The 20,209-nt window shown below is 73.0% G+C and carries 20 protein-coding genes; 8 read left to right on the plus strand and 12 right to left on the minus strand.

Annotated elements, in window-relative coordinates; translation table 11 throughout:
• Positions 1 to 91: 91 nt before the first annotated feature.
• The 8 genes from ACZ4WV_RS16745 to ACZ4WV_RS16780 all read right to left on the minus strand — a co-directional run bounded on the left by ACZ4WV_RS16745 (position 92) and on the right by ACZ4WV_RS16780 (position 5,938).
• Positions 92 to 673 (minus strand): hypothetical protein, encoded by a 582-nt coding sequence (locus ACZ4WV_RS16745; RefSeq protein ID WP_465747249.1) that lies wholly within the window; start codon positions 671 to 673, stop codon positions 92 to 94.
• Between the two features lie 158 nt (positions 674 to 831).
• On the minus strand, positions 832 to 1,785 hold the full coding sequence (locus ACZ4WV_RS16750; RefSeq protein ID WP_465747251.1) for an ABC transporter substrate-binding protein: 954 nt from the start codon (positions 1,783 to 1,785) through the stop codon (positions 832 to 834).
• A 50-nt stretch (positions 1,786 to 1,835) separates the two neighbouring features.
• On the minus strand, positions 1,836 to 2,513 hold the full coding sequence (locus ACZ4WV_RS16755; protein ID WP_465747252.1) for an ABC transporter permease: 678 nt from the start codon (positions 2,511 to 2,513) through the stop codon (positions 1,836 to 1,838).
• The gene (locus ACZ4WV_RS16760) at positions 2,510 to 3,178 is read right to left on the minus strand and encodes an ABC transporter permease (RefSeq protein WP_465747255.1); all 669 of its coding nucleotides are present in this window, start codon (positions 3,176 to 3,178) and stop codon (positions 2,510 to 2,512) included. Before ACZ4WV_RS16760 ends, ACZ4WV_RS16755 begins: the two co-directional genes overlap by 4 nt.
• Positions 3,168 to 4,274: an ABC transporter ATP-binding protein gene (locus ACZ4WV_RS16765; RefSeq protein WP_465747256.1), complete on the minus strand. Its 1,107-nt coding sequence runs from the start codon at positions 4,272 to 4,274 to the stop codon at positions 3,168 to 3,170. Before ACZ4WV_RS16765 ends, ACZ4WV_RS16760 begins: the two co-directional genes overlap by 11 nt.
• 440 nt (positions 4,275 to 4,714) lie before the next feature.
• Positions 4,715 to 5,101, minus strand: coding sequence for a rhodanese-like domain-containing protein (locus ACZ4WV_RS16770; RefSeq protein ID WP_465747258.1), 387 nt, complete (start codon positions 5,099 to 5,101; stop codon positions 4,715 to 4,717).
• Positions 5,095 to 5,610 carry a cysteine dioxygenase gene (locus ACZ4WV_RS16775; RefSeq protein ID WP_465747260.1) on the minus strand — a complete coding sequence of 172 codons (516 nt, stop codon included), beginning with the start codon at positions 5,608 to 5,610 and terminating at the stop codon, positions 5,095 to 5,097. Before ACZ4WV_RS16775 ends, ACZ4WV_RS16770 begins: the two co-directional genes overlap by 7 nt.
• Positions 5,611 to 5,860: 250 nt before the next feature.
• A complete protein-coding gene (locus ACZ4WV_RS16780; RefSeq protein ID WP_465747480.1) occupies positions 5,861 to 5,938 on the minus strand; it encodes a putative leader peptide in 78 nt (25 codons plus the stop codon).
• 447 nt (positions 5,939 to 6,385) lie between these two features.
• Between ACZ4WV_RS16780 and ACZ4WV_RS16785 the strand changes: the two genes are divergently transcribed.
• The 4 genes from ACZ4WV_RS16785 to ACZ4WV_RS16800 all read left to right on the plus strand — a co-directional run bounded on the left by ACZ4WV_RS16785 (position 6,386) and on the right by ACZ4WV_RS16800 (position 11,612).
• Positions 6,386 to 7,228, plus strand: a complete 843-nt coding sequence (locus ACZ4WV_RS16785) for a nitrilase-related carbon-nitrogen hydrolase (protein ID WP_465747262.1) — start codon at positions 6,386 to 6,388, stop codon at positions 7,226 to 7,228.
• An 11-nt stretch (positions 7,229 to 7,239) separates the two neighbouring features.
• Positions 7,240 to 8,670 carry a dihydropyrimidinase gene (gene hydA, locus ACZ4WV_RS16790; RefSeq protein WP_465747264.1) on the plus strand — a complete coding sequence of 477 codons (1,431 nt, stop codon included), beginning with the start codon at positions 7,240 to 7,242 and terminating at the stop codon, positions 8,668 to 8,670.
• A 165-nt stretch (positions 8,671 to 8,835) separates the two neighbouring features.
• Positions 8,836 to 9,849: a TIGR03842 family LLM class F420-dependent oxidoreductase gene (locus tag ACZ4WV_RS16795; protein ID WP_465747266.1), complete on the plus strand. Its 1,014-nt coding sequence runs from the start codon at positions 8,836 to 8,838 to the stop codon at positions 9,847 to 9,849.
• Positions 9,850 to 9,992: 143 nt separating this feature from the next.
• The gene (locus tag ACZ4WV_RS16800) at positions 9,993 to 11,612 is read left to right on the plus strand and encodes an NCS1 family nucleobase:cation symporter-1 (protein ID WP_465747268.1); all 1,620 of its coding nucleotides are present in this window, start codon (positions 9,993 to 9,995) and stop codon (positions 11,610 to 11,612) included.
• A 73-nt stretch (positions 11,613 to 11,685) separates the two neighbouring features.
• On the opposite strand, the gene ACZ4WV_RS16805 is transcribed toward ACZ4WV_RS16800, so the two are convergent.
• Positions 11,686 to 12,936 carry a glycosyltransferase gene (locus ACZ4WV_RS16805; RefSeq protein WP_465747270.1) on the minus strand — a complete coding sequence of 417 codons (1,251 nt, stop codon included), beginning with the start codon at positions 12,934 to 12,936 and terminating at the stop codon, positions 11,686 to 11,688.
• A gap of 180 nt (positions 12,937 to 13,116) precedes the next feature.
• On the opposite strand from ACZ4WV_RS16805, the gene ACZ4WV_RS16810 reads away from it, so the two are divergent.
• Positions 13,117 to 13,383 (plus strand): GlsB/YeaQ/YmgE family stress response membrane protein, encoded by a 267-nt coding sequence (locus ACZ4WV_RS16810; protein ID WP_465747272.1) that lies wholly within the window; start codon positions 13,117 to 13,119, stop codon positions 13,381 to 13,383.
• An 83-nt stretch (positions 13,384 to 13,466) separates the two neighbouring features.
• Here the strand turns inward: ACZ4WV_RS16810 and ACZ4WV_RS16815 are convergent, their stop codons facing one another.
• The 3 genes from ACZ4WV_RS16815 to ACZ4WV_RS16825 form a co-directional block, all read right to left on the minus strand.
• Positions 13,467 to 14,384 carry an ADP-ribosylglycohydrolase family protein gene (locus tag ACZ4WV_RS16815; RefSeq protein WP_465747273.1) on the minus strand — a complete coding sequence of 306 codons (918 nt, stop codon included), beginning with the start codon at positions 14,382 to 14,384 and terminating at the stop codon, positions 13,467 to 13,469.
• A 108-nt stretch (positions 14,385 to 14,492) separates the two neighbouring features.
• Entirely contained in the window at positions 14,493 to 15,080 is a 588-nt protein-coding gene (locus ACZ4WV_RS16820; RefSeq protein ID WP_465747275.1) for a TetR/AcrR family transcriptional regulator, read from the minus strand.
• Between the two features lie 75 nt (positions 15,081 to 15,155).
• On the minus strand, positions 15,156 to 16,169 hold the full coding sequence (locus ACZ4WV_RS16825) for an aldo/keto reductase (protein WP_465747277.1): 1,014 nt from the start codon (positions 16,167 to 16,169) through the stop codon (positions 15,156 to 15,158).
• 918 nt (positions 16,170 to 17,087) lie between these two features.
• Here ACZ4WV_RS16825 and ACZ4WV_RS16830 point away from each other — a divergent pair.
• The 3 genes from ACZ4WV_RS16830 (at position 17,088) to ACZ4WV_RS16840 (ending at position 20,025) form a co-directional block, all read left to right on the plus strand.
• Positions 17,088 to 17,351 carry a hypothetical protein gene (locus ACZ4WV_RS16830; RefSeq protein WP_465747279.1) on the plus strand — a complete coding sequence of 88 codons (264 nt, stop codon included), beginning with the start codon at positions 17,088 to 17,090 and terminating at the stop codon, positions 17,349 to 17,351.
• On the plus strand, positions 17,348 to 18,007 hold the full coding sequence (locus ACZ4WV_RS16835) for a response regulator (protein ID WP_465747281.1): 660 nt from the start codon (positions 17,348 to 17,350) through the stop codon (positions 18,005 to 18,007). Before ACZ4WV_RS16830 ends, ACZ4WV_RS16835 begins: the two co-directional genes overlap by 4 nt.
• A 650-nt stretch (positions 18,008 to 18,657) precedes the next feature.
• The gene (locus ACZ4WV_RS16840) at positions 18,658 to 20,025 is read left to right on the plus strand and encodes a M20 family metallopeptidase (protein WP_465747283.1); all 1,368 of its coding nucleotides are present in this window, start codon (positions 18,658 to 18,660) and stop codon (positions 20,023 to 20,025) included.
• The last annotated feature ends 184 nt before the right edge of the window (positions 20,026 to 20,209 follow it).

Here is a 20,209-nt window from a genome sequence, read left to right on the forward strand (position 1 = left end):
ACAGCACAGCCCACTCGGCATCCGACAGCTCATGACGACGCACCATGACGGACATGATTCCTCATCACTTGATCAGCTTTGAAGACGGCCCCTAGCGCGGCGACGGGCAGAGGGTGGCGCGCAGCGCGTCGTTGATCTTCGCGGCGGTGTCGGGGCCGAAGCCCTGCGGGTGGTCGGGCGAGGTGAAGTTCTGGCCGGCCAGTTCGACCAGCTTCGCCGTGTCCTTGGGGAACTGGTACATCGACTGGCACTGCTTGCGCGCCTGTTCCACCGCCTGGTCGGGCTTGCCGCCGACGATCGCCGGGTCGATCGCGTTCAGTGCGGCGACCACCTTGCCCGTGACGTCGGCGTCCGGCTTGGCGGGCAGCCCGGCGTCGGCGGGCGGCGCAGGCTTGGCCGGGGCCGACGCGTCCGTGCCGGGCGAGGAGCCCGCGGGCGTCCCGGCGGCACCGTCCACGGGGCCGGCCCCTGAGGGCCCGGGGGTCGCGGGCGTCGAGGCGGCCGCGCCGGTCGAGGCGGCGGGCGAGGTGGCGGCCGCGGTGGTGGCCTTGTCGGAGCCGGAGCCGGAGCCGGAGCCGGAGCCCGATCCCGAGGTCGATCCCGAGCTGGAGCAGGCAGCGAGGCTCACCGCGGCGAGTGCCGTGAGGGTGGCGGCGAGGAGACGAGTGCGCATGGCGTCACACTGTCATGTTCGCGGCGCCGAAGGGAAGGTCCCGCCGCACGGCCGGCGGCGGCCCGGAAGACGATGCCTCCGTGCCGCCGCCCCAGCCGTGCGGGGCCGGTCATGCGGGCCGGTGATGCGAGCCGTACGGCCCGTACGGCCCCCGCGGATCAGCCGAGCCCGTTGGCCTTCAGCCAGTCCTTGGCCACCGTCGACGGGTCCTCCTTGTCGATCGAGACCCGCTTCATCAGCGCCGTCAGCCCGGCGGTGTCCAGCTTGGCCGACACCGCGTTGAGCGCCGCCGTCGCCGTGGCGTCCACGCCCGCCTTGTTGACCAGCGGGGTGACGTTCTGCGCCCCGAAGACGTTCTTCGGGTCGGTCAGCGGAACGAGCTTGTACTGGACGATCTTCGGGTCGGTGGTGAACACGTTGCCGACCTGGATGCTGCCGTCCTTCAGCGCGTTCGCCGTGGTGTCGGCGGTGGGCTTCCACTCCTTGAAGGTCAGCCCGTAGACGTCCTTGAACTGCTGCTCACGGCGGGTCTTGAACTCGGGCGGGCCGCCGATGGTGAAGTCACCGGCCTTGGCGGCGAGGTCGGCGATGCTCTTGAGGTTGTACTTGTCGGCGGTCTCCTGGGTGACACTGAGCGAGTCCTTGTCCTCGGCGGGGGAGGAGTCGAGGATCCCCAGCGAGGCGGGCAGCGCCTTGGTCAGGGCCGCGTTCACGTCCTGGGTGGTGACGGCGGTGGCCTTGGCGTCCAGGTAGGCGAGCAGCGCGCCGTTGTACTCGGGCAGGACGGTCAGGTTGCCGCTCTGCAACTGCCCGTACAGCACCTCGCGGCTGCCGATGTTGAACTTCTCCTGGACCTTCACACCCTTGGCCTTGAGCGCCTGCGAGTAGATCGAGCCGAGCAGGACGTTCTCCGGGAAGTTCGCCGAGCCGACCACGACCGTCGACCCGGAGCCGCCGCCGGCCGCGGTGGCGCCCCCGGAGACGCCGGTGCCCGTCGCGGCGCTCGACCCCCCGCCGAGCGGGTTGCTGCTGTTGGAGGAGCCGCAGGCGGTGGCACCCAGGGCGAGCGCCGCGAGGGTGCCGAGGAGGACGGCGCGCCTGCTTCTCTTCATTGTCGACATGGTGACAGTTGTCCTTCCGGAGCGGATGGGTGAGGAGGGCTTCAGCCGGCCCGGCGCTGGGCGCGCACCCCGGGCGGGAGCGCGAACCGGGCGAGCAGGGCGAAGAACAGCTGGGCGCCGACCGCGAGCAGCACCACCAGCAGCGCGCCGCCCACGGTCACCGCGTACTGGCGGGTGGCCAGGCCGTCGATGACGTAACGGCCGAGGCCGCCCAGACCGACGTAGGCGGCCACCGTGGCGGTCGCGATCACCTGGACGGTCGCGATGCGGAAGCCCGCGAGCAGGGTCGGCGCGCCCGAGGGCAGGCAGACCTGGAACAGCACCTGCGGGTGGGTCAGCCCGATGCCGCGGGCGGCGTCCCGGACGTCCGGATCGGTGCCCCGCACCCCCTCGACGGCCGCCACCAGCAGCGGTGGCGCGGCGAGCGCGACCAGCGGGATCAGCACGGCGGTGTCGCCGACCCCGGCGAGCAGCACCGCCAGCGTCACCAGGCCGAGGGTGGGCAGGGCCCGGGCGGCGCCGGCCAGCGCGGTGACGGCGGTGACACCGCGCCCGGTATAGCCGATCAGCAGCCCGAGCGGCACCGCCAGCAGGGCCGCGAACAGCAGGGCCTCGCCGGAGAGCAGCAGGTGCTCGCTCACCCGGTGCATGATCGAGTCCGGGCCGCTGCGGCGGTCCGGGGCGGAGAAGAAGTCGCTCAGCCAGTCGAGCCAGCTCACGAGCCCGCCCCCTTCTCCCGGACGGCCCACGGCGCGAGCAGCCGCCGCGCGGCCACCAGCAGCAGGTCGACGGCCAGCGCGAGCACGGCGATCAGCACGATGCCGGCCACGATCGGGGTCGGGAAGGTGCGCTGGAAGCCGTCGATGAACAGGTAACCGAGCCCGCCGCGCCCGACCAGCGCGCCGACGCTGGCCAGCGAGATGCTGGACACCGCGGCGACCCGCAGCCCGGCGATCAGGTACGGCGCGGCGGCCGGCAGTTCGACCGCGGTCAGCCGGTGCCACGGCCCGTAGCCCATCGCGGTGGCCGCCTGCCGGACGGCCTCCGGGACGGCGCGCAGCCCGTCCACGGTGGTCGGCAGCAGCACGGCGAGCGCGTAGAAGGTGAGCGGGATCATCACGGTCGCCTGGGTGGCGAGCCCGGTGTACGGGATCAGCACCACGAACACGGCCAGCGAGGGAAGCGCGTAGACGACGTTGAAGACGGCGGACAGCGGCTGGTACAGCCGGGGGAACCGGGCGCAGGCCAGACCGAGCGGCACGGCGAGCAGCAGGCCGATCAGCACCGGGACCAGGGCGATCAGGGCGTGGTCGGCGAGCAGGTTCCCGAGGTAGCCGAGGTGGTCGCCGATCCAGTACCAGCGGACGATCGGTTCATCGTCCACCGTCGGCTCCGTCCGTCCCGACGTCCGTCCCGACGTCCATCCGGGGCGCGTCGGCGGTCCGGTCGGCGGGGGCGAGCGCGGCGAGGATCGCCTCACGGCTCGCGGTGCCGACCGCCCGGCCCTCGGCGTCCAGCGCCACCGCGACGCCGGCCGGTGAGAGCACGGCGGCGTCCAGGGCGGTGCGCAGGGTGTCGCGGTCCGGGTGGTACGCGGCCACCGGCTGAAGGGCGGCGGTGACGGCGTCGCGGTCGACCCAGCCGATCGGGCGCAGCTCGTCGTCCAGCGTCAACTTCCAGCCGCCGTACGAGACCCCGTCGCCCAGCGGGCGCAGCCGAACGGCGGTCGCGGGGCGCAGCCCGAGACCGCGCAGGCCCCGGTCGCGGCCGAGGAAGGCGGCGACGCCGTCGTCGGCGGGGGCGGTGAGCAGGGTGTGCGGGTCGGCCAGCTGGGCGATCCGGCCGTGCTCGCGCAGTACCACGACCTGGTCGCCGAGCCGGACGGCCTCCTCGATGTCATGGGTCACGAACAGCACCGTCTTGTGCAGTTCGGACTGCAGCCGCAGCAGCTCCTCCTGGAGCCCGGCCCGTACCACCGGGTCAACCGCGCTGAACGGCTCGTCCATCAGCAGGACCGGCGGGTCGGCGGCCAGCGCGCGGGCCACGCCGACGCGTTGCTGCTGGCCGCCCGAGAGCTGGAACGGATAGCGCTTGGCGGTCTCGGGGGCGAGCCCGACCAGTTCGAGCAGTTCCGCGGCTCGGGCGCGGGCCTTCTTGCGGTCCCAGCCGAGCAGGTAGGGGACGGTGGCGATGTTGTCGATCACCTTGCGGTGCGGGAAGAGCCCGGCCTGCTGGATCACGTACCCGATGCCGCGACGCAGCTTGGCGGGCTCCAGCGCGGCGACGTCGGCACCGTCCAGCAGTACCCGGCCGGAGGTGGGCTCGACCATCCGGTTGACCATGCGCAGCAGGGTGGTCTTGCCGCAGCCGGACGGTCCGACCAGGACGGTTATCCGACCGGTCGGAACCTCCAGGTCCAGGCCCTCGACGGCGATGGTGCCGTCGGGGTGGCGCTTGCCGGCGCCCTCGAATCTGATCACGGGGTGTTTCCTCGTCAGGGCGCGCCGGAGTGGCGGCGTCTGTGTCGGTCGGTCGGTCGGTCAGTGTCGGTCGGTCAGTGGTGTTCGGTCGGTGATGGACGGTCGGGCCGATCGATTGGTCGTTCGGTCGGGGGGCGTTTCGGTCGAGGTCGTCCGGTTGGCGGCGGCTCCGACCGCCCGGGCGTTCTTCCGCCCGCGTGGCTGCCCAGCTACAGACCGGCGGAAACTCCGATCAGACTATGACCTGCATCATCTCCTGTCCGTGATTTACCGTGCGGCACACGCCGTCGCGCCCGGCTCGGCCCCGGCGCAGCGCCGCCGCCCCAGACCCTGCCGGGCCGTCAGTTCTCCTCGGCGCGAACGCCGCCGGGGCCGCCGGGCCACCGATCCGTTCGGCCGCAGTCCCGGAACCGCAACCGCCCGGCCGCGACCACCAGGCCTCAACCGCCCGGGCGGGTCGGCAGCCCGGTGGCCGCCCAGCTGACGAATCCACCGTCCAGATCGGTCGCCCGGTGCAGCCCCAGCTCGCGCAACGAGGCGGCGGCCAGACTGGAGGCGTACCCCTCGGAGCAGACCACGATCACCTCGATGTCGTAACCCGCGGCCTCGGGAATGCGGTGACTGCCCGCCGGGTCGAGCCGCCACTCCAGGACGTTGCGCTCGATGATCAGCGAGCCGGGGATCTCGCCCTCGGCCGCCCGCTGCGCCGCGGGACGGATGTCCACCAGCAGCGCGCCCCGCGCCTGGGCCCGGTGCGCCTCCCGGGCGCCCGGGCGGTGGACGCCCTCCCGGGCCCGTGCCACCAGGTCGTCGATCGTGGTCACCACTGCTGCGGTCCTTCCTCGGAGGTACGGACGAGCCCACCGGCCCGCAGATCGTAGTGCGCCATGGAGCTGAGCGGGGGCGAGTAGGCGTGCAGGGTCACAGCCGGTGCGGAGGCGGTGTTGCGGACGTCGTGCACGTACTCCGGGCCGAAGGCGCGGGCGGTGCCGGCCGGGACCCGGCGGATCAGCAGCCCCTGCTCCGGGCCGCCGAGGGACAGCTCCTCCAACTCGCCGAGGGCGACGGTGAACGCGCCGCGCGAGCCGCCGTGGTCGTGGAAGCCGGTGGACTGGCCGGGAAGCCAGCTGATCAGCCACACCTCGTGGTCGCCCGCCGCCACCAGGCGCCGGTACCAGCGTTCCTCGGTGGAGAGCCGGACCAGGTGGATCCACTGCTCGGGCCGCTCGGCCAGCTCGCGGACGATGCCGCGCAGGGTACTGGGGCTGAGCGGTTCTTCGGTGGGTGGTGTTCCGGCGGTGTGTGTCGGGGTCTCGGGGGCGAGGTGCAGGCTCATGAGGCGTCCTCGGGTGCGGCGGGAACGTCGGCGGGGTGCGCCCGCTCCACGGCGGTAGCTGTAGCGATGCCAGGTGACGGTGGTGGCGGCGGTGCGGCCCGGCGGGCGCGAGTCGGCGGAGCGACCCGGCCCGACCGGGCACGGCACGCGCGCTTGCCGTCGGGCGGGCGGGAGTCAGAACTGCGGGTACGGGTGCGCGGCGCGGGCCCTGGCGGACGTCACAGGGCGGGACCGGCGGGAAGGGGCGAGGTCAACAGGCACAGATGGAACTCGCCTGGCGTCGCAGATCGACGTGCAGGCGGCAGACCAGAGTGGTGCCGGTTTCCATGCACCGGATCCTTTCCGAGCCCGTCGGGCGAAGTCAAGCCGGGACGCCGGCTTGTTGCGCCCGGTGACCCCGGTGACCCCCGGTGACCCCCGGAGATCCCCGTGATCCCCGGTGGCCCGCGATGATCCCCGGCGCGGCGGCGCGGCCGCCTTCACTCCACCGACCGAGGAATGAGCGCGCCATACGAGTAGGGAGCGCATCGGCGGGGTAGATCAGCCTTTCATCCCACCCAGGAGTGCCCGCGTGTCCGCGTAACGAGATCGCCTCAGACGCGTTACCGCCGACGTATTGTCAGGCCACCGAAGCCCGGCCTACCGTCGACAGACTGCTTTCTACGCACGTAGACCGGCTGGGGTCCCCGAGCGGGACCGCAGGCGAGACCCGCCCCGTCAACCCTCAGACCGCGGGCCCGGCCGCACGGCCGGCCGCGCAGTTGCGGAGGTACCCATGTCGCAGATCGTCCGTGCCGCGCTCGTCCAGACCCGCTGGACCGGCGACCAGGAGAGCATGATCGCGCTCCACGAACGGTACGCCCGCGAGGCCGCCGCCCAGGGCGCGAAGATCATCGGCTTCCAGGAGGTCTTCAACTCCCCGTACTTCTGTCAGGTCCAGGAGCCCGAGCACTACCGCTGGGCCGAAGCCGTCCCCGACGGCCCGACCGTGCGCCGGATGCAGGACCTCGCCCGGGAACTCGGCCTCGTCATCGTCGTGCCGATCTACGAGGAGGAGCAGACCGGCGTCTACTACAACACCGCCGCCGTGATCGACGCGGACGGCAGCTACCTCGGCAAGTACCGCAAGCACCACATCCCGCAGCTCAAGGGCTTCTGGGAGAAGTACTACTTCAAGCCCGGCAACCTCGGCTGGCCCGTCTTCGACACCGCCGTCGGCAAGGTCGGCGTCTACATCTGCTACGACCGGCACTTCCCCGAGGGCTGGCGCGCCCTGGGCCTGGCCGGCGCGCAGATCGTCTACAACCCCTCCGCGACCAGCCGCGGCCTCTCCGCCCACCTCTGGCAGCTCGAACAGCCCTCCGCCGCCGTCGCCAACGAGTACTTCGTCGCCGCCATCAACCGCGTCGGCACCGAGGAGTACGGCGACAACGACTTCTACGGCACCTCCTACTTCGTCGACCCGCGCGGCAAGTTCGTCGGCGACGTCGCCTCCGACAAGGAGGAGGAGCTCCTCGTCCGCGACCTCGACCTCGACCTGATCGAACAGGTCCGCCGGCAGTGGCAGTTCTACCGCGACCGCCGCCCCGACGCCTACGGACCGCTCGCCGAGGCCTGAGGAGCCCCGCGATGACCACCCGCGACCCGCACCAGCGCACCGTCGTCCGCGGCGGCCTCGTCATCACCGCCGCCGACGAACTCCACGCCGACGTCCTCATCGAAGGCGAACGCATCGCCGCACTGGCCGCCACCGGCAGCGCGACCGCCGAGACCTGGACCGCCGACACCGTCATCGACGCCACCGGCCACTACGTCATCCCGGGCGGCGTCGACGCCCACACCCACATGGAACTGCCGTTCGGCGGCACCGCGGCCTCCGACACCTTCGAGACCGGCACCCGAGCCGCCGCCTGGGGCGGCACCACCACCATCGTCGACTTCGCCGTCCAGCCCGTCGGCGGCTCACTGCGCGAGGGCCTGGACACCTGGCACGCCAAGGCCGAGGGCACCTGCGCGATCGACTACGCCTTCCACACCATCGTCTCCGACGTCAACGACGCCGTCCTCAAGGAGATGGACACGCTCGTCGACTCCGGCGAATCCACCTCCTTCAAACTGTTCATGGCCTACCCCGGCGTCTTCTACAGCGACGACGGCCGCATCCTGCGCGCCATGCAGCGCGGCGCCGCCAACGGCGGGCTGATCATGATGCACGCCGAGAACGGCATCGCCATCGACGTCCTGGTCGAACAGGCCCTCGCCGCCGGACACACCGCCCCCCGCTACCACGGCGAGGTCCGGCGGGAACTCCTCGAAGCCGAGGCCACCCACCGGGCGATCAAGCTCGCCCAGGTCGCCGGCAGCCCGCTCTACGTGGTGCACGTCTCCGCCGCCTCCGCCCTCGACGAACTCGCCCGGGCCCGCGACACCGGACTCAACGTCTTCGGCGAGACCTGCCCCCAGTACCTCTTCCTCTCCACCGACAACCTCGCCGAGGAGGGCACGGACGGCTTCGAGGGCGCCAAGTACGTGTGCAGCACCCCGCTGCGGCCGCGCGAGCACCAGGCGGCGCTGTGGCGCGGGCTGCGCACCAACGACCTCCAGGTGGTCTCCACCGACCACTGCCCGTTCTGCTACGTCGGGCAGAAGGAACTCGGCCGCGGCGACTTCTCGAAGATCCCCAACGGCCTCCCCGGCGTGGAGAACCGGATGGACCTGCTCCACCAGGCCGTGGTAGACGGACACATCACCCGGCGCCGCTGGATCGAGATCGCCTGCACCACCCCCGCCCGGATGTTCGGACTGCACCCGCGCAAGGGCACCATCGCCCCGGGCGCCGACGCCGACCTGGTGGTCTACGACCCCACCGCGGTGCAGACCGTCTCCGCCGCCACCCACCACATGAACGTCGACTACTCGGCCTACGAGGGCCGTCGACTCACCGGCCGGGCCCGCACGGTGCTCTCCCGCGGCACCGTCGTCCTGGACGACGGCCACTGGCTCGGCCGAGCCGGGCACGGTGCCTTCCTGCGCCGCGACACCTGCCAGTACCTGACCTGACCCGTCCCTGACCTGACCGACCTGCCCTGACGTGACCTGAGCTGCCCTGACGTGACCTGAGCTGCCCTGACGTGACCTGACCTGATCTCCCTCCCTCTCCCGCCCGGGGCCGCGCGGCGCACGCCGACCCCGGGCCGCCCTCCCCACCCCCTCCCGGAGCCACCCATGGACATCGGCCTCGTCCTGCAGACCGACCCGCCCGCCCGCCTGCTCATCGACCGGATGATCCGCGCCGAACGGGCCGGGTTCAGCCACGGCTGGACCTTCGACTCCTGCGTGCTGTGGCAGGAGCCCTTCGTCATCTACAGCCGCATCCTCGCCGAGACCGAACGGCTGACCGTCGGCCCGATGGTCACCAACCCCTCCACCCGCACCTGGGAAGTCACCGCCTCCCTGTTCGCCACCCTCAACGACATGTACGGCAACCGCACCGTCTGCGGCATCGGCCGCGGCGACTCCGCCATGCGGGTCGCCGGACGCCGGCCCGCCACCCTCGACCGGCTCTCCCAAGCCATGCACGCCATCAAGGAGTTGGCCGAAGGACGCACCGTCGAGGTGGACGGCACCGAGATGCACCTGCCCTGGGTGCGCCCCGGCGCCGCACTACCGGTCTGGATGGGCGCGTACGGGCCGAAGGCGCTCGCCCTGACCGGGCGCCAGGCCGACGGGTTCATCCTGCAACTGGCCGACCCCTACCTCACCGAGTCCATGGTCAAGGCGGTCCGGGCCGCGGCCGCCGACGCCGGCCGGGACCCCTCCTCGGTCACCGTCTGCGTCGCCGCACCCGCGTACGTCACCGCCGACGACTCGCCCGCCGCGCTCGCCCACGCCAGGGAGCAGTGCCGCTGGTTCGGCGGCATGGTCGGCAACCACGTCGCCGACCTGGTCGGCCACTACGGCGAGCACTCCGACCTGGTGCCCGACGCGCTCACCGACTACATCAAGGACCGCCATGGCTACGACTACAGCCACCACGGCCGGGCCGGGAACCCCGACACGGCCTTCGTCCCCGACGGGATCGTCGACCGCTTCTGCCTGATCGGGCCGGTGGAAGCCCAGCGGGCCCGGCTGGCGGAGCTCCGCGCGCTCGGCGTCGACCAGTTCGCCGTCTACGCCATGCACGACGCCGTCGAGACCACCATCGACGCCTACGGGACGGACGTGATCCCCCACCTCTGATCCACCACCTCCGATCCACAAGCTCTGCTCGGTCCTTCCGCTGCTCCACCGCGTGCTCCGGCGCCTGCTCCACCTCGTGCGGGGCCGCGTGCTCCGCCGCGTGCTCCAACCGCTGATCCCTCCGCATCAGACGGGAGTTGCCCATGACCGACACCGCGACCAGTGGCGGCAGACAGCGGCAACACCCCGACGGCCGGGTCGAACTCGACGCGGCCGACGGGGGGTTGCCTCCCAACGGATTCACCAGCGACGACCTGAGACCGGTCCAGGTGCGGCGGCGCACCTGGACCACGTACAACTTCCTGGCACTCTGGGTCGGCATGGCCCACAACATCCCGTCCTGGACCCTGGCTTCGGGCCTGGTCGCGATCGGCATGGACTGGAAGCAGGCGGTGCTGACCATCGCGCTCGCCAACCTGATCGTGCTGGTCCCGATGCTGCTCACCGGGCACGCCGGCACCAAGTACGGCATCCCGTTCCCGGTGTTCGCCCGGGCCTCCTTCGGGCTGCGCGGTGCCAACCTGCCCGCGCTCATCCGTGCGGCGGTGGCCTGTGCCTGGTTCGGCATCCAGACCTGGATCGGCGGCGAGGGCATCTTCCTGCTCGCGGGCAAGCTGCTCGGCCAATCCTGGCGCGCGGCGCCGGAGTTCGGCGGCTACCCGTGGACGCAGTGGCTGTCCTTCCTGGTGTTCTGGCTGATCGAGATGGTCATCATCGCCCGGGGGATGGAGACACTTCGGCGCTTCGAGAACTGGGCGGCGCCGTTCGTCATCGCCGGCGCGCTCGCCCTGCTGGTGTGGATCAGCGTCAAGGCGGGCGGGCTGGGGCCGCTGCTCTCCCAGCCGTCGCGGCTCGGGTGGGGCGGCGGATTCTGGAAGGTCTTCTTCCCGTCCCTGATGGGCATGATCGGCTTCTGGTCCACGCTGTCGCTGAACATCCCCGACTTCACCCGTTTCGGCGGCAGCCAGCGGGCCCAGATCCGTGGCCAGGCGCTCGGCCTGCCGACCACGATGACGCTCTTCGCGCTGCTGTCGGTGCTGGTCACCTCGGGCTCCCAGGCGGTCTACGGCGAGCCGGTCTGGGACCCGATCAAGCTGGCCGCGAAGATGGACAACCCGGCCGCCGTCCTGTTCGCGCTGCTGACGGTCCTGGTCGCGACGCTGTCGGTGAACCTCGCCGCGAACGTCGTCTCCCCGGCCTACGACCTGGCCAACCTGCTGCCCCGGTTCATCAGCTTCCGTACCGGGGCGCTGATCACCGGCGTGGTCGGGATCGCGATCCTCCCCTGGAAGCTGACCGCCGACCCGCACGTCTACATCTACGTCTGGCTGGGCGTCGTCGGCGGCCTGCTCGGCACGGTCGCCGGGGTGCTGATCGCGGACTACTGGGTGCTGCGCCGCACCCGGCTGCGACTCGCCGACCTCTACCGGCCGTTCGGCACCTACTGGTACGCCGCCGGGTGGAACTGGCGGGCGGTCGTCGCGCTGCTGGCCGGTGGCCTGCTGGCGGTCGGCGGCTCGTACTCGACCGTCGACGGGCACGGCGTCCAGCAGGGCCCGTTCCCGGTGGACGGGGTTGTCCCCGCCCTCAAGCCGCTCGCCGACTACGGCTGGGCGGTCGGCTTCGCGGCGGCTTCGGTGTTGTATCTGCTCCTCAACTGGCTGTCGGGCGGCCGGCGGCGGGCAGGAGCGGGGCGGCACGCGGCGAATGGCGGGCGGCGCGGGCGGGCGGACGTCGGCGAGCGGGCGACAGGTAACAGCTGACAGATAACAGCTGACAGATTACGAAATCTGTCAGCTGTCATCTGTTGCTCGTCATTGGTCAGTTCGTCGTCCGTCATCCCTTCGCGGCCGCGTCCTCCCGCTCCACCGCGGCGATGACCTTCGCGGCCCCGTCCTCGGAGGCCAGGGCTTCGGCGACGGACCGGGCCCTGATGCGGTAGCGGGGGTCGTCCACGGTCTGACGGATGGCGGTGGCCAATCGGGCGGGAGTGAGGGTGCGCAGCGGGAGCGGGCCAGGGGTGACGCCGAGTCCGGTCAGGCGGGCGGACCAGAAGGGGGCGTCGAGTTGGGCGGGCACCGGGACGGTCGGGGTGCCGGAGCGCAGGGCGGCGGCGGTGGTGCCCGCACCCGCGTGGTGGACGACGGCGGCGGTGCGGGGGAACAGCCACTCGTGCGGGGTGTCGCCGATGGTCAGCACGGAGTCCGAGTCCTCGGCGGCCAGTTCGCTCCAGCCGGACTGCAGCAGTACGCGCACCCGGGCGGTGCGTGCCGCGGCGAGGACGGTCGCGGTGAGCCGCTCGGGTTCGGGCACGACCAGGCTGCCGAAGCCGACGAAGACCGGTGGCGGTCCGGCGGCGAGGAAGTCCAGCAGCCGGGCCGGTGGCTGCCAGCCGGTCCGCTCGGGCGGCCACCAGTACCCGGCCACGTCCAGTCGCGGGTGCCAGTCGTTGGGCCGGGGAACGACCCGTGGCGAGAAGCCGTGCAGGACGGGGTGGTCGCGGCGGGCACGGGCGACGCTCAGCGGCGGCAGCCCGAGCTGTCGCCGCAGGGCCCGTACGGCCGGGGCGAACAACTGGTCGGTCGCGGCCTGGACGGCGTGCCCGGCGAGCAGGTTGCCGGGCCGTCCGAGCGTCCGGGTGCCGCTGACGGCGGGTGCGAACGCGCCCGTGGGGGAGAGGGGTTGGAGGTAGAGCCCGATGGTGGGGATGCCGGCGGCCTCGGCGGCGACCTGTCCGAGCGCGCTGGTGGTGCTGGTGGTGAGCAGCAGATCGGCGCCGAGCGCCGTCGCGTCGACGATGCCCGCGCCAAGCGCCGGCATCAACCTCCGGCCCAGCCGCAGGAGTTGCAGGACCGCTCGGGGCCCGCTGCCGGCTCGCAGCAGCCGCCGGCCTCCGGCGGAGGCGAGTTCGGCGCGCGGGTCGGCCGGCAGCGGGCGGAACTCCAGTCCGGCGCCCCGCACCGACTCGGCGAAGGTGGCGTGGGTGGCGACGGCCACCTGATGCCCGGCCGTCCGCAGGCGGACGCCGAGCCCGGTGAAGGGGGCGACGTCGCCCCGGGAGCCGGCGGCGGCGATCAGGATGCGCATGGCCGCAGTATTTCGACGCGCGCAGCCTGCCGGAAGGACGCCACGCGCGGACCGGTCGGCCGCGCGTGGCCGGATCGCGGCGCCCCGCGCGGTGCGGCGGAACCGGGCCGTGGACGGCGGCGTCCTTCGGTGCAGAGCGCGCGGGACGGGGCCGTCGCGCCGACGGGAGGGACGGAACGGATGAGCATCATCGCGTGGATCGTGCTGGGCCTGGTGGCGGGCGCCCTGGCCAAGCTGCTGCTGCCCGGGCGGGACCCGGGCGGTCTGATCGTGACGACCCTGATCGGTATCGCCGGTTCCTTCGTCGGCGGCTGGGTCGCGTCGCACTTCATGCACAGGTCGATCACGGCGCGCTTCTTCGACGGACCGACCTGGGTGTCGGCCATCGGCGGTGCGCTGGTGCTGCTGATCGCCTACCGGCTGATCTTCGGCAACTCGCGGCGGTGACGCCCCGGTTGTCGTCGGTCTGACCGGGCCGGCCCCCCGGGGCGAGGGGCCGGCCCATACGGTCGACCGCCGGCGCCGGCCGGTCAGGACGAGGCCGACACCTCGGCGACCCAGTCCGGCAGTTCCTCGCGGGCGGCCAGCCACGCCGGCGGGACGTCGGCGAGTCCGGTGCGGGCGGCGACCACCCCGGCGGCGATGGCGCAGGTGGTGTCCGTGTCGCCGCCGCCCTCCACGGTGTGCCAGATCGCCTCGGGCAGCGAGTCGAGGTGCCCGGCGGCGGACCAGAGGGCGAACGGGACGGTGTCGGGGGCGGAGATCAGGAGTCCGGAGCCGAGCACGGTGGCCGCGTGCCGGACGCTGGTGTGCTCGGGCATCCGGGCCGCGATCCGCAGGCCGGAGCGGACCTCGCTGTCGGGCACCCGTCCGGCGATCTCGGTGAGCAACTCCGCCCGGCCGGGGGCGCTCCCGCCGCGGCTGCGGACCGCGAGCGCCGCGGCGAGTGCGACCGCCACCGCGCCGGCGACCGCCTCGGGGTGGAAGTGCGTGGTCAGCGCCTGGAGTTCGGCCTGTCGGACGGTCTCGTCCAGGTCGTCGGCGAACCAGGCACCCAACGGGGCGACCCGCATCGCGGCGCCGTTCCCGTACGAGCCCTGGCCCTCGAACTGGCTCGCGGTGATGGCCCGCCAGTCGCCGCCGGAGCCGATACCGCGCAGCACCCGGTGCATCGCCGGGCCGTACTTGCGTCCGTACTCGCGGCTGTACTCCGCGGCGAACTCCCCGGCCAGCGCGTCCTGCCGGACCCCGCCCCAGGCGATCAGATGGCGGACCAGGACGAGCGCCATCGCGGTGTCGTCGGTCCAGTGCCAGGGCGCCGGGCGGGGCGAACGGGCCGCCAGGGCGGCGGACATCTCGTCGACCGGGACCGAGAACCACCGGTCGCCGAAGGCGTCGCCGAGGGCGAGCCCCTGCAGGCTGTCCAGGACCGGGCCGGCCGCACGCATGTCATCCTCCAGGTGAGATCGACTGTGTGCCCGCCAGTCTGCCCGACGGCCGGGGCGCCGGCGACCGGATTACGCCCCCACCGTCCGCGACCGGACGTGCCGCGTGGGTCACTTGGCCTTCAGGCCGCCGAGAACCAGCTTCCAGACGGCCGCGAAGCGCTCGTCGGCGGTCGGCTCGGACCAGGTGGCCGCGTAGGCCGGGTCGTGGAAGGGCGCGGTGGCATCGAAGACGGCGCGGGAGGTGGTGAGGACGTGGGCGAGCTTGAACTCCTTGCCGTCCATGCCGTCCTGGACGATCTGCGCGATCTGCTGGACCAGGGTGTCGATGTGCGCCGCCACGGTGCCGCTGTTCTCCTCGACCAGCACCATGTAGGTGGCGAACAGCTCCGGGTCGTCGAGCGCCTTCTTCCGCTTGGCCGCGAACAGCGCGGTCAGCCAGCGCTTGAGGCGCTCGGCGGCGCCGCCGGCGTCGATCGAGATCGTCGCCAGCTCGTGGTGCGCCTGGTCGAGCCAGCGCTGGGTGACCGCCTCGCGCAGGGCGGCCTTGCTGGGGAAGTGCCGGTAGACGCTGCTGTGGCTGACGCCGAGTTCGCGGGAGACGTCCACGACGGTGGCCTTGGCCGGGCCGAACCGCCGGAGGACTTCCTCCGCCGCGATCAGGATCTGTTCGGCGGTGAGTGCGGTGTCCGTGGTCACGGGGAGGGCCGTCCTTAGGGTCGTGCGGTCGTGCGGTCGAGTGGTGCTCAGGGGTGGTGCGAAGGGCTGTGCCGGTCAGCGCTCGCTGTCCAGGTTCGCCATCTGCGCGGCAGCGTACCGGTCGCCGGCGGCGGCTCCGGCGGGGACGGCCGCCTCGATGGCGGCGAGGTCCTCCGCCGTCAGCGCGACGTCCTGCGCGCCGAGCGCCTCGGTCAGGCGGTCCCGGCGGCGGGCGCCGACCAGCGGGACGACGTCCTGCCCGCGCGAGGCGACCCAGGCGATGGCGACCTGGGCGACACTCGCGCCCTTGGCGGTGGCGACCCGGCGCAGCGCCTCGACGAGCGTGAGGTTGTGGGTCAGGTTCTCGCCCCGGAAGCGTGGGCTGTGGCCGCGGAAGTCCGTCCCGGCGAGCGGGCGGTCCTGGTTCCAGTGGCCGCTGAGCAGACCGCGGGAGAGCACGCCGTACGCGGTGATGCCGATGCCGAGTTCGCGGGCGGCCGGCAGCACGGTGGCCTCGATGGCACGGGAGAGCAGCGAGTACTCGATCTGGAGGTCGCTGATCGGGTGGACGGCGGCGGCGCGGCGCAGGGTCTCGGCGCCGACCTCGGACAGCCCGATGTGGCGGACGTGGCCGGCCTTCACCAGGTCGGCGATGGCCCCGACGGTCTCCTCGATCGGGACCTTCGGGTCGAGGCGGGCCGGTCGGTAGATGTCGACGTGGTCGGTGCGCAGGCGGCGCAGGGTGTAGGCGAGCGCGGTCTTGGTGGCCGCCGGGCTCGCGTCGTAGCCGAGCCACTGGCCGTTCGGGTCGCGCTGGGCGCCGAACTTCACGCTGATCTGCACGCTCTCGCGGTCACGGCCGCGCAGCGCCTCGTGGATCAGCAGCTCGTTGTGGCCCATGCCGTAGAAGTCGCCGGTGTCGAGGAGGGTGATCCCGGCGTCCAGGGCGGCGTGGATGGTGGCGATGCTCTCGCTCTCGTCGGCCGGCCCGTACAGGTCGGACATGCCCATGCAGCCGAGGCCGAGCGCGGAGGTGACGGGCCCGGAGGTGCCGAGCGCGCGCTGCGCGCGACGGGTGGTCGAAGCCATGGGTGCTCCAGGGGCAGGTGTACGGCGCCGAACGGCGCGGGCGGTGTGACCCGGGTCTCAACTATGGCACGACAGCGAACAGAATTCAAAAACTGTTCGCTGTCGTCTGTTATCTGAAATCTGAAAGTTGTCGATTGTCATCTGTTCGGGCGAGGACGCTCGCCGCCGGCGGAGCCCAGCGCTCCCGGCCGCCCGGCGAGCGCAGGAGGTGGGCCCGCGCGGGCGGGAGGTTGCGCCACACCGTGCGCTCGCCCGGTCCGCACACGGCCGACCTCCAGCACCGAGATCGGCCGGTTCGGGCGGCTGGTCGTCGGCGCCACCGGTGCGTTCACCGACTCGGTGCCGCTCGGTGCCAGCGCGCCGGTGTCATGGAAGGCGCGCAGCGCCTCGGCGAGGAACAGCCGGCGGTCGGCGCCGGACGGCGAACCGGGTGCGGTGTGCGAACCACACCGTGCGAGAAGGGAGTCGGGTGGTGCTGGAGCTGCCCGTTCGTCATGCCGTCGACGCTAGGCGGGCCCCGACAGCCCGGAATCGGCCGCGGAGCGGCGCCCCCCTGACCAAAGTCGACGGTGCGGTTGGCCGGAAGAAGGGGGGGCGCCATCCCACCGCCCGACCTAGCATCGAGCGGACCGGTGGGTGACGGACCGGCGGCCCGACGGACGTGCCGACGGACCGGCGGGCTGGCGGAGGTACCGGCGGACGTGCCGACAGGCTGAAGGCCGGTCCAGGCGGGAGGGAAGGGGGCGATGCGTACAGGCGCTCGACTGGTTCGGCTCCGACCGCCGTCCCCCGGTCGACGCCCTGCTGCTGCTCGTGTTGATCGGTGCCCGGCACGAACAGGTCGAAACCCTTCGCCGCGAACGGGAGTTTCGCGCCGAACAGGAGAGAGCCTCCGAACGCGCCCGCGTCTCCAGGGAGATGCACGACGTGCCGGCCCACCGTCTCAGCCTGCTGGTGCTGCACGCCAGAGTGCTGCACGCCGGCGTGCTGCGCGTCCAGGCGCGGGCTGCGACCGTCGCCGCCGATCCGCAGCGGCTCACCCATCGCCTGGAACTGCTGCGCACCACCGCTGTCCGCTCGCTCGACGACCTGCGTGACGTCCTCGGTGCCCTGCGCGCCGACCCGCCGCCGCAGCGACCGCCCCTCCCGCCACCGACCCTCCAGCCCAAGGACTCCACATGATCCGCACGATGGTGGTCGACGACGACGCGCTGGTGCGTCTCGGCCTGGTCGGCCTCCTCGCCCAGGACCCGGCCCTGGCCGTGGTCGCCGAGGCCGCCGACGGGCTGCAAGCCGTGGAGCTGGCCCGCGGCCGGCGGATCGACGTCGCGCTGATGGACATCCGGATGCCCAGACTCGACGGCATCGCCGCCACCCGGCTGCTGCGCGAACTGCCCGACGGCCCGCGGGTCATCGCACTCACCGCCTTCGATCTGGACGAGTACGTGTACCGGGCGCTCGCCGCCGGGGCCGACGGCTTCCTGCTCAAGGACACTCCGCCCGCCGAGATCGCCCGGGCCGTCCACGTGGTCGCCGGCGGCGAGGGAATGCTGCACCCGGCAGCCGCGCGACGCCTGATCAACCGGTACCACCGCGTCGGCGCATCCCGGTCGGTCACCGCCCGCACCCGGATCGCCGGGCTCACCCCGCGCGAGACCGACGTGCTCCGCGAACTCGCCGACGGGCTGTCCAACGCCGAGATCGCGGGCGCGTTGGACATGCGGGAGAGCACCGTCAAGGCGCACGTCAGCCGGATCCTGACCGCGCTCGGCGTCGGCAACCGCGTCCAGGCCGCGCTGCTCGCGCGGGACACCGGACTGGTCGCGGACGGCGTCTGACAGCAGGCGCGCGCGAGGGCGGGGCGGGGCGCAGCGTCGGACGGTGTTCACACGCACGTTCCCCGGACGCCGGGCCCGGCGGCGGCACGGGCTTCCCTGAGCCGTCGCGTGCCCCCGGTTCGTACCGCCCGCTGAGCCGCTGTCACCCATCCGGCGTGGAATTGCCGTGCCTTGGCCGTTTGCGCTGCCGAACCCGGGCGGCGGGTCCATGGTGGAGATGGGCGCGATCCGGCGACCGCGCCCGCGCGCCGATTCGGGCCCGAGTGCCGAGCGTCCGCCGCCGTTGTCCGACGGGTGTCCCAGGCCGGGGCCGGTACCGGCACGCTGGGAGCAGGGCCACCTCGCAGGAAACCGAATGGTTCTTCTAGGCTCACATCTCGGCTTCCCTGCGGCGGTCCGGCCTCTGCGCCCGACTCCAGGAAGCCGATGTGTACGGGGCTCCGGGCGTACCGGGGCACCGGATTGACCGAGGAGGACACAATGCCAGGCACGCCGCCCAGCCGTTCCACCGCACTTGGGCCAGACGGGCCGTTCCGACCGGCCGCCCACCACCCCGGCCGACCGGTGCGGTCCGCACGGGCCTGGTACCCGGGCGGGAGCGGTCGGCCGGTGCGTCCGCTGAATACCGGCGGCGGCCGCGGAGGCGAGCGTTGAGTCCCCAGATCGTCGGGTCGGCGAACGCGCCGGCTGCCGCCGCCGAACCCGAGCGCGTACCGCGGACCGTTCCGGCCTCCACGGGCGCCGAGGCCGTCGCCGCCGCTGCCGCAACCCCGACTCCCGCCACCGCCACGTCCGCCACCCCCACTTCCGCCACCGCCACCGCGGGGTCCGCTGCCGCGACCGCGGCGCTGCCCGGCCTGCCGCAGGCACTCAGTGCCCGCGCCCGCACCCTCGCCGGTGCCGTCCGGCGGCGCTGCGCCGACCTGGCCCGAATCGAGTCGCCGAGTGGGGACGCGCCCAGACTCGACGCACTGGCCGAGGAGTTGGCGGCCGGCTTCCGAGCCACCGGGGCCATCGCACGCCGCGAACCCGGGCCGGCCGGTGACCACCTCGTGCTGGAGTGGCAGGGGCGGGACGAGACCCTGCCGCACCTGCTGATCGTCGGCCACCACGACACCGTCTGGCCGGCCGGCACCTTGGCCGACTGGCCGGTGGCCGAGCAGGACGGGCGCCTCACCGGACCCGGCGTGGTCGACATGAAGGGCGGACTCGCCGTACTGGAAGGCGCGTTGGCACTGCTCGCGGACCTCGGGGAGCGGCCGCACCGCACCGTGCGGCTGGTCGTGGTCTCCGACGAGGAGGTCGGCAGTCCGGACGGGCGCCGCCTGGTCGAGCGCCAACTGCGCGGGGCAGCGGCGGTGCTGGGCCTGGAGCCGCCGCATCCGGACGGCCGGCTGAAGACCGCGCGGCGCGGCAGCACCCGGGTCCGGCTCACCGTGACCGGGCGGGAGGCCCACGCGGGCAACGACGCCCACGACGGGGTGTCGGCCGTGGACGAGCTCGTCGACCAGCTGGTGCTCGTCCGCGGCCTCACGGGACAGCCCGGCACCGAGCTCAACGCCGGCCGGATCAGCGGCGGTTCGCGGGCGAACGTGGTGGCCGGCCGGGCCGAGGCGGAGCTCGGACTGCGGTTCGCCACCGCCGAAGCCCAGCGCCGTACGCTGGACAACCTCGCCCGGCTGACCGCGCTGCGCCCGGGTGCCCGGGTGCGGACGGAGGTGCTGTCCAGCCGCCCGGCCTGGCCGGAGCGGACCGGCAATCCGCTGCTGCGGCACGTGCGTTCACTCGCCGCGGTGCTCGGGCAGCAGCTGGACGGTGCCCCGGCGGGCGGGGCCGGTGACACCAATCTGCCGGGCTCGCGCGGCCTGCCCACGCTGGACGGTTTCGGCGCGGTGGGCGCCGGCGCCCACGCCCGGCACGAGTACATCCGGCTGGACCAGCTCGCTCCGCGGATCGCCCTGCTCGCGGCGTTGCTCGCGGTGCCGCTGCCGCGGCTGCGGGACCGCGTGGAGGGATGAGCTGCGGAGCCTCACGGGAAGCGCTGATGGCAGGGAGACCGCCGATCGCAGCTGACAGCTAACAGATAACAGAGAACAGCTGACAGAATTCAGATTCTGTCAGCTGTTCTCTGTTATCTGTTACCCGCGCGGGCATATGGGCGTGGTCCGCTCATCCCTTGCCATCCCTGCGCCCCGCCCCGCA

It is taken from the genome of Kitasatospora sp. NPDC029312, assembly GCF_055569215.1.

Excerpts from the sequence above, each read along its gene's own strand:
- ACZ4WV_RS16745 (WP_465747249.1), bottom strand. The coding sequence starts at position 673 with ATGCGCACTCGTCTCCTCGCCGCCACCCTCACGGCACTCGCCGCGGTG.
- ACZ4WV_RS16750 (WP_465747251.1), bottom strand. The coding sequence starts at position 1,785 with ATGAAGAGAAGCAGGCGCGCCGTCCTCCTCGGCACCCTCGCGGCGCTC.
- ACZ4WV_RS16775 (WP_465747260.1), bottom strand. The coding sequence starts at position 5,610 with ATGAGCCTGCACCTCGCCCCCGAGACCCCGACACACACCGCCGGAACA.
- ACZ4WV_RS16780 (WP_465747480.1), bottom strand. The coding sequence starts at position 5,938 with ATGGAAACCGGCACCACTCTGGTCTGCCGCCTGCACGTCGATCTGCGA.
- ACZ4WV_RS16785 (WP_465747262.1), top strand. The coding sequence starts at position 6,386 with ATGTCGCAGATCGTCCGTGCCGCGCTCGTCCAGACCCGCTGGACCGGC.
- hydA (WP_465747264.1), top strand. The coding sequence starts at position 7,240 with ATGACCACCCGCGACCCGCACCAGCGCACCGTCGTCCGCGGCGGCCTC.
- ACZ4WV_RS16795 (WP_465747266.1), top strand. The coding sequence starts at position 8,836 with ATGGACATCGGCCTCGTCCTGCAGACCGACCCGCCCGCCCGCCTGCTC.
- ACZ4WV_RS16800 (WP_465747268.1), top strand. The coding sequence starts at position 9,993 with ATGACCGACACCGCGACCAGTGGCGGCAGACAGCGGCAACACCCCGAC.
- ACZ4WV_RS16805 (WP_465747270.1), bottom strand. The coding sequence starts at position 12,936 with ATGCGCATCCTGATCGCCGCCGCCGGCTCCCGGGGCGACGTCGCCCCC.
- ACZ4WV_RS16810 (WP_465747272.1), top strand. The coding sequence starts at position 13,117 with ATGAGCATCATCGCGTGGATCGTGCTGGGCCTGGTGGCGGGCGCCCTG.
- ACZ4WV_RS16815 (WP_465747273.1), bottom strand. The coding sequence starts at position 14,384 with ATGCGTGCGGCCGGCCCGGTCCTGGACAGCCTGCAGGGGCTCGCCCTC.
- ACZ4WV_RS16825 (WP_465747277.1), bottom strand. The coding sequence starts at position 16,169 with ATGGCTTCGACCACCCGTCGCGCGCAGCGCGCGCTCGGCACCTCCGGG.
- ACZ4WV_RS16830 (WP_465747279.1), top strand. The coding sequence starts at position 17,088 with ATGCACGACGTGCCGGCCCACCGTCTCAGCCTGCTGGTGCTGCACGCC.
- ACZ4WV_RS16835 (WP_465747281.1), top strand. The coding sequence starts at position 17,348 with ATGATCCGCACGATGGTGGTCGACGACGACGCGCTGGTGCGTCTCGGC.